Source organism: Chryseobacterium sp. HNCC26DJ238, assembly GCF_057180465.1.
This window is the reverse complement of the sequence record NZ_JBXUGI010000025.1, coordinates 1-12,024: the sequence shown is the minus strand read 5'-3', so window position 1 is coordinate 12,024 and position 12,024 is coordinate 1. Positions and strand designations below refer to the sequence as shown.

The window sequence follows — 12,024 nt, the reverse complement described above, 5'->3', positions numbered from 1 at the left end:
ATTTGAAAAACCAGTAAATAAAACAATATGAAAACCACTGATTTTAAAAACAAATGGCTGGTTCCCGTAGCCTTCGCCAATATCTATATCATCTGGGGAGTTACTTTCCTCGCCATCTCATTCGGCCTGACGGGATTTCCGCCCTTTATACTTTCGGGATTCAGATTCTGTGTTGCCGGAATTTTACTCATCGCTTATCTTACCGCAAAAGGTGAAAAAGCCAATTCCCTAAAAAACTGGCGAAAAAATGCAGTGACAGGAATTCTGATTCTGACCGGAGGAACAGGTCTTGTTGCGTGGGGCGAGCAATATGTGACTGCTTCTGAAGCTGCCATTGCTATTGCAACCGGACCTTTTTGGTTTATTGCCATCGATAAAAAGAACTGGAGCTATTATTTTTCAGACAAATTTATTCCGATCGGATTGCTGTTAGGGTTTGCAGGACTGATTTTATTTTTAAAAGGAAGTGTAAATACGCATACAGCAAATGTGGATCCTTCTCTCAGAATAATCGCATTTATCGTTTTGGCATTAAGTTCTGTTGCCTGGGTTTTGGGATCTCTGTACTCAAAGAAAAATCCGGCAGATCATTTTACTTTTATGAATATTTCTCAGCAGCTAATCGTTGCAGGTCTTGCTTCATTTTTGATAGCTGTTTTCAGAAATGAATGGACAGGTTTCTCAATAACTGCAGTTTCGGTTTCGGCTTGGCTGGCCCTGGTGTTTTTGATTTTCTTCGGATCTATAATCTCATACATCTCTTACATCTGGCTTTTATCGGTAAAACCTGCAGCCATCGTGAGTACGCATACTTATATCAATCCGATCGTTACGGTTATTGCAGGTTTTATCATTGCCAATCAGACAATCAACGGCAGTCAACTGTACGGGTTGTTCATCATTCTGACCGGAGTTCTTTTAACAAATGTCACCAAATATTTTAAACTTTCTAAACGATCAAAAGCAAAAATCAGAAGAGCTGTAAGACATTTCAGCAGAATCAGCAGACCTTTATCAACCCATGTAATCAAAATAAATAATGATAGAAATTAAAAACATATCAAAAACATTTCATCAGAAGAAACAGTCTTTTAAGGCTCTGGATGATGTAAGTCTTACTATCGAACAAGGCGATATTGTAGGAATCATCGGATTTTCAGGAGCCGGGAAAAGTACGCTGATCCGTACAGTTAATCTCCTTGAAAGACCTGATCATGGACAGATCATTATCAACGGGACGGACTTCACTGCACTTAATTCAAAAGAACTGGCAAAAAAACGCAAAAAGATCGGGATGATTTTCCAGCATTTCAATCTGCTTTCTTCAAGAACGGTTTTTGAAAATGTTGCCCTTCCGCTGGAGCTGGATCATCTTACGAAAGATGAGATCAGGAAAAAGGTGAATGAACTTCTTCAGATCGTAGGACTTGAAGAAAAAGCAAATGATTACCCCAAAAGCCTTTCCGGAGGACAGAAACAGAGAGTCGCCATTGCCAGGGCACTGGCTAATGACCCTTATCTTCTACTGTGTGATGAAGCAACAAGTGCACTTGATCCTGCAACAACGCAATCCATTTTACAGCTCCTGAGGGATATCAATCACCGTCTGGGAATTACTGTTTTACTGATTACCCATGAAATGGAAGTAATCAAGGCAATCTGTAACCATGTTGCTGTCATCGAAAAGGGACAGCTCATCACAAAAGGAACTTTGAGTGAAATCATTTCAAACAAAGAACATCCAATTATTAAACAATTTTTAAACTCCGGAGTTATGACAATACCGCAGGAACTGAGCAAAAAACTACAAAAAGAACCGCATGAAGGTCTTTTTCCACTGGTTGAAATCGAATTGAATGAAAATATAAGCGTTGAAAAACTGCTTTCAACTATTTATGACCAATACAAAATCCCGTATAAACTTCTGAAAGCTGATGTAGAATACCTCGGCGATTCGAACTTTGGAAAACTTCTTCTTCATCTGAAAGGGGAAGCTGAGGAAAACCAGAAAGCCATCTATTATTTTAATCAGAATAACATTCAAAATACGTTAAAAGGATATGCTTAGTGACACTGTAATTTCGCTTCTTTTAAAAGGAGTCTGGGAAACCGTTTATATGACGTTTGTATCGGGATTTTTTGGATTTGTTCTTGGTCTTCCCATCGGGATACTTCTTTTCATCACCAGGAAAGGCCAGCTTCAGGAAAATATTCTGTACAACCGGATCCTCTCTGTTCTGGTCAATATTTTCAGATCGATCCCGTTTATTATTCTGATCGTATGGATGATCCCGTTCACCAGATCCCTGGTTGGAACTTCTATCGGAATGAATGCCGCACTGGTTCCTTTGAGTATCGGCGCAGCACCGTTTATTGCAAGGCTTGTAGAGAACAGTTTACTGGAAATTCCGGGCGGACTGATTGAAACGGCCCGTGCCCTGGGGGCAACGCCCTTTCAGATTATTAAAAAAGTTTTACTGCCGGAAGCGTTGCCTTCATTAATCAACAATGCCACCATTACGCTGATCACTTTGGTCGGATACTCTGCAATGGGGGGAGCAGTCGGAGCCGGTGGTCTGGGACAAATCGGTTACCAGTATGGTTATATCGGCTATGATGCACTGATAATGAATCTTGTGCTTGGTCTCCTGGTTGCCCTTGTGTTTATGATCCAGTTTTCAGGGGACCGCCTGGCAAAAAGGTTCGATCACAGGTAAATGAGTCGGGTTAAGTGCCAGAACGCTATTTTTTAATTCCGATATATTGTTCGGTATAAAAATTTTGTCTCAGATACAGTCGGCGGATCAGATGGACAGTGAACCTTTCATTTCTTCCTGAAAAGGTAGTTTGCATCTTTTCGCAGAACAAAAAAATTAAACAATAAAATAATTTACAATGAAAAAAATAAAAATCTTAGGAATAGCGGCAGGTCTGCTTTTATTCGGTGCGTGTAATTCTCCAAAAAAAGATGACCCTAACTTTATTAAGGTGGGGATCACCTCAGGACCTGAGCAGGAAATTGCAGAAACTGCCAAAAAAGTGGCAAAAGAGAAATACAACCTTGAAGTTGAACTGGTGTCTTTCAATGACTACGTTGTTCCCAACGAAGCCCTGAATAACGGAGACATTGATGCGAATGCTTTTCAGCACGTTCCCTATCTTACCGAACAGTCGAAACAGAGGGGCTATAAGCTTGCTGTAGTGGGAAATACTTTTGTGTATCCTATCATTGCCTATTCAAAAAAAATCAAAAGTATTGCTGAGCTTAAGAACGGAAGTACGATAGTTATTCCGAATGATCCCACGAACGGTGGAAGGTCATTGCTTTTACTGCAGAAAAACGGGCTTCTTATATTAAAAGGCGGTGTAGGATTACTGCCGAAAGTAACCGATATTGCCGAAAACCCTAAACAACTGAAAATTATTGAAATCGAAGCTCCCCAGCTGCCAAGGGTTCTGGATGATAAAGAAGTGGTGATCGCCATCATTAACAATAATTTTGCAGCACAGGCCGGCTTGGATGCAGATAAAAACGGAATCTTCAAAGAAGATAAAGATTCCCCTTACATGAATGTTGTTGTTTCCAGAGAAGATAATAAGAATGACCTGAAAGTCAAGAATTTTTTAAAAGCCTATCAGTCTGATGAAGTAGCTCAGAAAGCAAAAGAAATTTTCAAGGGAGGCGCTGTGAAAGGATTCTAAAAACATCTGTGATAATAATCATTAAGTTCCCTCACTTTTTGATACAAAAAACCCTGAAAATTTACTTTTCAGGGTTATATTTTTTTTAAGCTCTGTCGTCGTCGCTGTCATCTTCGTCATCAAAGACATCATCGTTATAATCATCTTCTTCTTCTTCATCAAAGCTGTCATCTTCATCTGCAAAATTACCGCTTCCACCGAAATCATCTTCAAAGCCAAAATCATCATCCATCAGAGGCATTGCAGATTTTTTGTTTTTAGACCCTGCACCACTTCCGCTTTTACTCGGAGCTTTCAGAGGGGCATTCCCAAATCTGTAAACGGTTATCGGATAATTAACGCCTTTTGTCTCTTCATTAACTTCTACCAGCTCGCAGAAAAACTCCCAGAGGTCAAGCAGACCATACTGAAACTGTGCTTTATCACCTGCTGATTCAAATGCTTCATCGATGTAAACGTCTGACATAATTTCGCCATCACCTTCATCACTCATATCTTCCAGAGGAACACTCTTCACAATGGTCCCGTCTTCTTCCAGGAGATTAAAAGTAGAAAGCTCATCACCGCTGAGGTTGAAAGCACTCTTAATCCCTAAATGCAGGTTCCAAAGCGTCTGTTTCCCTTTAATTTCAACATCACGGAAAATATCTTCTTTTGTATCTAATATTACTCGGATTTTGTAAACCATATCGCTATTCCAATTTCTTTTTTTACCTTAATTCTGTTGATCAATTCTCTTGCAAATATATAATAAATGAGATTTTAGAAAAGAATATTTAATAAATTTTTAGAATTTTTTTTTGCTTACATTTTACCCGGCTTATTTGCTTTTTTCAAGCATAAAACTGAATTTTGTTCCTTCAAGATAAACGCTTTCTACTGTAATGTTTTCGTTATGAGCTTCTAATATATGCTTCACGATGGCAAGTCCTAAACCTGAACCGCCCTGTCTCCTGCTCCTGCTGGTTTCCACCCTGTAAAAACGTTCGAAAATCCTCGGCAAAAGCTCTTCTTTGATTCCCATTCCGTTATCAACAACTTCTACGAGTACCTTATTCCTGAGAATACTGGTTTTTACCACCACTTTGGCTTCCTGCCTGTTGGCGTAATGTATAGCGTTTGAAATAAGATTGATAAAGACCTGCGAAATTTTCTGTTTATCAGCTTCTACATAGATCTGACTGTGTAATGTCTGTAACTGCAGAACAGTATTGTTTTTCTCGGCTTCGAGATCAAGAAGGTCAAAAATTTCTTTAACCAGGATATTGACATCAAACTTTGAAACGGTAAGATTGATCTCACCGGACTCCAGCCTGTTGATCATATCCAGATCATTAACGATAGCAATCAGCCTTTCAACAGAGATACCGATTCTTTCCAGGTATTTATCTCTGATATTAAGATTTTCAACACCTCCCTCACTGAGCGTTTCCACATATCCCTGGATAGAAAAAAGCGGAGTTTTGAGCTCATGGGAAACATTGCCAATGTATTCTTTCCGGTAACTCTCCATTTTCTTCATCACTTCCATCTCGGTGACTTTCTGCTGGTTGAAATCGGAAAACCTCTCCCCTAACTCTTTAAGCGTGATATTCTCCTGATTGTCATAGACAATCTCTTCGGGTAAAATTTTAGAAATATTCCGTACCTGCTTTTTGGCATAATAACTGAAAAGCAGCTCCAGTACTACGTAATTGACGACAAACATTACCAACACACATAGAATAAAACCAATTTTAAAAAATGAGTTGTGGTCGTATTTTTCGTTGAGGGCATCAAAAATGATGACCAGAACAAGCATCACCAGTGTCAGCAGACATGATGAGATAAAACTGAGTCTGTAAAATTTCAATTTTACAAATATTTAAGGGGTTATAAGTAAAGATAGGATTTTTGAATTAAACAATCAGTTTATATCCGATTCCTTTTAAAGTCTGAATGGTATTAATTCCTAATTTCTCTCTAAGCCTTCTGATATGAACATCGATGGTTCTTTCCCCAACGATAACATCATTACCCCAGACTCTTTCCAGAATTTCTTCTCTTTTGAATACTTTTTCGGTATTTGAAGCTAAAAGGTACAGCAAATCAAACTCTTTTTTGGGAAGTAAAAACTGCTGTCCGCTTTTTGAAACCCTGAAATTGTCTTTATCGATTATTAAATCACCTACTTCAATTAATTTAGCATTATCTGAAACCTGAGAAGTCAGCTGTAATAAGGCATTTACTTTTGAGATCAGAATTTTTGGTTTGATCAGCTTAACAATGTAATCATTGGCTCCGGCCTGAAAACCTGCCAGCTGGGAAAACTCTTCGCTTCTTGCGGAAAGGAAAACGATAAGGCTTTTCTGAAGTTCTTTTATTTTACGCAGTTCCTGGCAAGTTTCGATACCGTCTTTTTCAGGCATCATGACATCTAATAAGATAAGATCCGGGATAATCTCTTTGGCTTTTTCGATACCTTCATTTCCGTTGGTGGCGGTAAATACATCATAGCCTTCTTTTTCTAAATTGTATGAAAGAATTTCGAGAATATCCAGTTCATCGTCAATTAATAGAATCTTTTTTTGGTTCATTTTCAATTTTTACATTTCAAAGTTAACAAATTTTAAGCAACATGCCGGATAATAAATTTCCATTCACATAAACTTAATATTAGGCCCCATTTCGTAATATTCCGTTAAGAAAAATTTAAAATTAACTAAACCATTTGCAGCCCATTTGTTTTATTTCTTTGCACCGAAAGAATCTACAAACTAAAGGAAGTAACATAATGAAAATTTATAAACTCAGCATTGCAGTCTTATTTTTATCAGGATCTGTATTTTACGCTCAGGAAAAGGTGCAGGATACAGTAAGGAAAGAAAAGAAAATTGAAGGGGTAGTAATTCAGGGAAGTACTAATAAGAAGACGGAAACTGCAGTCTTAGGTGAACAAAAGAGAGCGATCATCCAAAAACAGGCTATAAGCGCTGAAGAAATTTCAAGAAAAGGCATCTCAAATGTTGAGCAGGGACTTACAAAGGTAACCGGTATTACAACAGTAGAAGGACGTGGTCTTTTCGTGCGTGGACTTGAAGAAAGATACAATTATCTTTTAATCAACGGATTAGGATCACCATCAAATAACCCTTTTCAAAAAATCATTGCTTTGAAGCAATTCCCGACAGATGTTGTGGGTAAACTGAATATCTATAAAACATTCAACTCTAATCTTTACGGAGATTTTGCCGGTGCAACTTTCGATATTGAAACTTTAACATTAGATAAATCTTTCTCAAAGGTTGAATTTAGTGTGGGGGTAAATACTCTAAGTACTTTTCGGGATAATTTTAAAGTAGCTGAAGGAGCCAGTGGATTTGACGGATATCTGGGTCTTAATTCTAAAAACAGAAGATTGCCTAGTGAGGTTAGAGATTCAAGACCTTCTAATTATAATTTTACTGCGCAGGAATCACTAAATTCTTTCAAAGATTCTTGGAATGTCGATAATGTAAAATCTTTACCAAATACAAGCATTGGTTTTACGACGGCACAAAAAATTAAAGCTGGAGAAACAGGCAATCTGTCATTTTTGTTTTCATTAAATCAAGCCTCCAAGTATTCTTACCGAAATGGTGATAATAACCTGTTCCGTAATAATGGCCCGGTGATTGAAGCAAATAATATCTTAAATAAAAAATCTTACGAGTACGAAACCGAATCTTCCGTTCTTCTTGGATTAGGATATAAAAACAAAGGAACGAATGTAAACCTTAATGCTATTTATTTACAGAATTCCTCTAATATAATAGATGATTACGATGGTTTTAAACTTGGAATGGTAAATGATAGACGATTTTTCCGTACCAATCAGCAAGACATTTCAAAATTTTTGGATTTGCAATTGACAGCTTCACAAAAATTAGGTGAAAGACATTTATTTAAAGCTGGGGGCAGTTATGTAATGAATAATTATAGTCAGCCAGACAGAAAAATTTTCGAGCTTACTTATCCGAATAATTTTTCTAATGCTCTTATTTCCTACGGTGGTAACAACTTAGTTCGTCAGTATTTAGATGTTGATGGCAAATTTTATGGCTCAGCTTACGGCGAATATTCTGTTTTCTTAGGAAATAAAGGAGAACGTAAAGATTATCCGATGCAATTATCTATAGGATATAATGGCTTTACAGATGTGAGACAGAACTCTTACCGTTTTATTTTTGGAAATCCCGGAAACAATAACCAATCTTCTTTCATTAATATTGACAAGCCGCAAACAAGCTTCAATAGTGCTATTCTAAATAATCAGTTTCATTATGGAGAAGGAAGCGACAGCTACAGTTATCTGTCCAATATTTATCAGTTTGTAAATGCAGGTTATCTTAATTTTGATTATAAACCAACTGATAGTTGGGACATTTTAATCGGTGGAAGATTTGAAAATGACATGAGAATTGTTCGTTTTCATAGAAATGCAGATTCAAAAGTAACAAATCTTACTCCAAATAAAAATTATTTTTTACCATCGCTTTCCATTAAAAAAGCATTAAATGATAGAAATAATTTAAGATTATCTCTCAGCAAGACCATTACCCGTCCTGTGCTTATTGAGACAATGCCAATAGAGTACATCAACCCAGACAATACATCGATACTTGGTAATGCACAAATTCAGAATAGTGAAAACTATAACATAGACCTGAAATGGGAATACTTCCCAACCAATAAGGAAATGTTTGCAGTCAATTTGTTCGCAAAAAGAATAGATAAAGCAATTGAACGTGGCTTAAAATCTTCAGCGAGTGCGGGAGGTATTATTTTCACATTCCTAAACGCCGAAAAAGCTGATCTTGCAGGTGTTGAACTTGAAGGAATTTTAAGTTTGGGAAGAATTTCTGAAGCTTTAGACAAATTTACGTTAGGTGTCAATACTACTTTTATGTACTCTAATGTTGAAAGAAGCGAAGCACAATTGGAATTAGAAAAACCTGAAGGTTTTACCACTGATCAATTACGAAAAAGAGGCTTGCAAGGTGCTTCTCCCTACGTAATCAATGCAGACCTGAAGTATGAATATAAAAACCAGAGGAATTTCAGTAAAACATTTTCTTTAGTATATAATGTATCAGGATCAAAGATACTCACTGTAGGTGGTGCTGGATTAGATCATTATTATGAAAGACCTTTTCATCAGTTAGATTTTGTTCATCAGAATCAAATTGACAAAAACTGGACTATCAAATTTGGAGTTCAAAACATTTTAAATACCAAATACCGCGTGGAATTAGGAGACAACGGCTATCTCCCTCTACAAACAGCAGGTCTTACAGCCATTAATAACTTTTACAATGGTATCACATTCAATGCGACCGTTGGTTACACATTCTAAACTTACTTATTAAATTAAATATTACAACATAATGAAAACAAATCTTTTAACATTATTATCGTTATCACTACTTTTAAGCGTATCTTCTTGTACAATTGATATAAATGACGGCGATGGAGGAACAGTTACAACTCCGGGAACTACTGCTGGTGTATTACCAGAAGGTGGGAAATTATCAGGTGATATTACCTCTAATCTTACAATAAAAAAAGGAAACTATACATTAGAAGGAATTGTAAAAGTGGCGGACGGTGCAACACTGACTATTGAGGCAGGTGCAACATTTACTGTTTCTACAACTGTTTCATCTAGCTTAGTAGTATTGCAGGGAGGTAAAATATTAGCTTTAGGATCTGCATCGGAACCTATTGTTTTTACAACTGCTGCTAAAACAGCCGGTGGATGGGGTGGTATCACACTCTACGGAAGAGCACCTATCAAAGCGGTGAACGGTAATGCAACTGCAGTATCAGAAGACGGTAATGCAATTACTTATGGGGGTACCGATGCTAATTTTAGCTCAGGGATTTTAAAATTCGTAAGAGTAGAATATGCAGGTAAAAAAATCGGTGATGGTACTTCTGAAACCAATACATTTACATTCTATGCTGTAGGTGATGGCACAATTTTAGAAAATTTGGTAGCCTATAAAGGTACAGACGATGGTTTTGAATGGTTTGGAGGAACTGTAAGTGGTAGAAACCTTGTTTCTTATGGAAATTTTGATGACTCTTTTGACTGGCAAGATGCATGGAGTGGTCAAAATAACAGCAATTGGTTTGCATTCCAAACAGTAACAGGTAATTTCGGAATGGAAATAGAAGCGTCCGCAAATGTAGACAATACTCCTCCTAAAATTTCTAATATTACTTTAATCAGAGATACGAATACCAATCCTGAGGTTGCAGGATCTACAGAAATATCTGCAATTCAATTTAAAAGACAGGGAACCGGTGTTTTTTCTAATGTATATATAAGCGGGTACAAAAACTTAGGTGGTAAGAATGCTTATGCGGTTCTTATCCAGGATGATGCAACCAATACAAGCCAGGTTAACGCAAACCCAAGTAAAGTTGTGGTATCTCCATTAACTTATTTAAATTCAGATAACCAAGGAGTTTGGGGATATGCAGCAACAAACGGTGGAAAAACTTTCACCAATGCTACTACGGTAACCAAAGTTTCTTTACCAGCAGGAGCCTGGGCAACAGTAGACGGAGTTAATCTTCTTTCTGCATTAAATTAATTAAGTAATTAGTTTCTTCATATCAAATTGATAATCCCTCAGGAAATTTTCCTGAGGGATTTTTTATTAAAATAAATTTCCAAAGCAATTACATCATTTAACAATTAGTTGTTTATACTTTAACGCTGCTGCTTTATTTTATCCTGATCTTTACACTGTAAAAAAATCACAATTCCAAGAATTAAATTATCAGGATATTATCAGAGAGTCTAAATTTATTATTCCCTGATCATTTATCAGTAACACCAATAACCAAAATAACTTTTAATATAAAAACATGAGACCAACATTTATTCTGCTGTTTCTTGCAGTACTTTTTTCAAATTTTAAGGCACAGCTGAACGCCTCAAACTTTAAACTGGGTTTGGACAGAGAAAACAATCAAATACATTATGCCTTTAATCTTGAAGGTACTTATTTTAAGATTGAAGCAACTGTTTATAAAAATTCAATTTCGCCATCTAATATTATAGCCTACACAACTAAAGAAGATGACAGTGATTATCAACCCATCAATTATCCTCCCGGATATATCTTTACATCATGGTCCTATAAATATGATGATGCCTCTTACGAAGCTGCATCTCAATATATTTTAGTTCTAAATGCCTGGGACGTGGCAGGAAATCCAGTTTCTACCAGCGCAACATTAGCTTATACGATTCCAACTATTACAGCATCTGATCTTGTAATGTATCTGGATAAAGTCAACAAAAAAATACACTATTCATTTAAATTTGAAGGAACATATTTCAAAGTTGACACAAAAGTTTACAGAAATACAATCTCTCCATCAACATTAGTTGCATCTGGAAGCAGAGAAGATGACAGTGAGTATCAACCGATAAATTATCCTCCGGGAAATGTTTTCGCAAGCTGGTCTTATAATTATAATGATTCTGCTTATCCTGATGGCAGCAATATATACATCCTCATCATAAAAGCCTGGGAAAAATCCGGAATCCCAATTTATGTCACAAAAACATTATCTGTTGAAAAGACAATTCCGGGCACCTCTAATCCTAATCCTACCGCTACCAATTTAAAGATCGATGGATTTGTCATTACAGAACCCTTTAATAACAATAAAATAATTTTTGACTCTTACCATGCGAACCAATATCCTTCTCCTACAAAACTGGTACAATCTACCAAAACATATAATTTTAAAGTTACTGTAAGAAAAGAAGGTACAGCAGCACTTAATAATGTGAATCTTACTTTTTTACAGTATGATCAGTCATGGGGAACCTATCCAAATACTTCACCTGCATCACCTCAAAATAAACAGATTAATTTTGGTACAAATGACAATCTTAAAAGTGTAGATTTTCTTTCAAACATTATTAATTTTAACGGCTCGCAATTAATTACTCTTGGATTGGCATTTCATGTTGATAAAAACAGTGCTGTAGCCGAAACAAACGAGTCTGATAATTACAGAGTCATACACGTTCAGGGTTATCCGGCAGGAACTGTACTAAAATCAGCAAATTTTGGTGAAACCGAAGCATTAATCAGTGTTGATGTACTGGATGAAAAAGGAAAACATATTAAAACCTTAACCACATCAGAAAATGACACAGACCTTCTTAATGTAAAAAAACAACTGGAACCCGGCAACTATTATTTCAAAACAAATCGTAGTACCAAAAGGGTTAAAATTGAGAATAGGTAACTGGTTTATTCATATCCAATTGAT

10 protein-coding genes are annotated in these 12,024 nt (G+C 36.5%); 7 read left to right on the top strand and 3 right to left on the bottom strand.

The window, feature by feature from the left end:
- The first annotated feature begins 27 nt into the window (after positions 1-27).
- The 4 genes from AC2A07_RS18550 to metQ all read left to right on the top strand — a co-directional run bounded on the left by AC2A07_RS18550 (position 28) and on the right by metQ (position 3,702).
- On the top strand, positions 28-1,053 hold the full coding sequence (locus AC2A07_RS18550; protein WP_484051611.1) for an EamA family transporter: 1,026 nt from the start codon (positions 28-30) through the stop codon (positions 1,051-1,053).
- Positions 1,040-2,068 carry a methionine ABC transporter ATP-binding protein gene (locus AC2A07_RS18545; RefSeq protein ID WP_484051610.1) on the top strand — a complete coding sequence of 343 codons (1,029 nt, stop codon included), beginning with the start codon at positions 1,040-1,042 and terminating at the stop codon, positions 2,066-2,068. Before AC2A07_RS18550 ends, AC2A07_RS18545 begins: the two co-directional genes overlap by 14 nt.
- Positions 2,061-2,717, top strand: coding sequence for a methionine ABC transporter permease MetI (gene metI, locus AC2A07_RS18540; protein ID WP_484051609.1), 657 nt, complete (start codon positions 2,061-2,063; stop codon positions 2,715-2,717). The genes AC2A07_RS18545 and metI overlap by 8 nt, the downstream gene beginning before the upstream one ends.
- 178 nt (positions 2,718-2,895) lie before the next feature.
- Complete coding sequence (gene metQ, locus AC2A07_RS18535) at positions 2,896-3,702, top strand: methionine ABC transporter substrate-binding lipoprotein MetQ (RefSeq protein WP_484051608.1); 807 nt, start codon at positions 2,896-2,898, stop codon at positions 3,700-3,702.
- 85 nt (positions 3,703-3,787) lie between these two features.
- Here the strand turns inward: metQ and AC2A07_RS18530 are convergent, their stop codons facing one another.
- The 3 genes from AC2A07_RS18530 to AC2A07_RS18520 form a co-directional block, all read right to left on the bottom strand.
- Positions 3,788-4,390: an IS1096 element passenger TnpR family protein gene (locus AC2A07_RS18530; protein WP_484051607.1), complete on the bottom strand. Its 603-nt coding sequence runs from the start codon at positions 4,388-4,390 to the stop codon at positions 3,788-3,790.
- Between the two features lie 132 nt (positions 4,391-4,522).
- Positions 4,523-5,554, bottom strand: coding sequence for a sensor histidine kinase (locus AC2A07_RS18525; protein ID WP_314499365.1), 1,032 nt, complete (start codon positions 5,552-5,554; stop codon positions 4,523-4,525).
- Between the two features lie 46 nt (positions 5,555-5,600).
- Complete coding sequence (locus tag AC2A07_RS18520; RefSeq protein ID WP_314499368.1) at positions 5,601-6,278, bottom strand: response regulator; 678 nt, start codon at positions 6,276-6,278, stop codon at positions 5,601-5,603.
- Positions 6,279-6,475: 197 nt separating this feature from the next.
- Between AC2A07_RS18520 and AC2A07_RS18515 the strand changes: the two genes are divergently transcribed.
- The 3 genes from AC2A07_RS18515 (at position 6,476) to AC2A07_RS18505 (ending at position 12,000) form a co-directional block, all read left to right on the top strand.
- Positions 6,476-9,076 carry a TonB-dependent receptor plug domain-containing protein gene (locus AC2A07_RS18515; RefSeq protein ID WP_484051606.1) on the top strand — a complete coding sequence of 867 codons (2,601 nt, stop codon included), beginning with the start codon at positions 6,476-6,478 and terminating at the stop codon, positions 9,074-9,076.
- A gap of 31 nt (positions 9,077-9,107) precedes the next feature.
- Positions 9,108-10,322 carry a hypothetical protein gene (locus AC2A07_RS18510; RefSeq protein ID WP_484051605.1) on the top strand — a complete coding sequence of 405 codons (1,215 nt, stop codon included), beginning with the start codon at positions 9,108-9,110 and terminating at the stop codon, positions 10,320-10,322.
- Between the two features lie 277 nt (positions 10,323-10,599).
- Positions 10,600-12,000 (top strand): hypothetical protein, encoded by a 1,401-nt coding sequence (locus AC2A07_RS18505; protein ID WP_484051604.1) that lies wholly within the window; start codon positions 10,600-10,602, stop codon positions 11,998-12,000.
- The last annotated feature ends 24 nt before the right edge of the window (positions 12,001-12,024 follow it).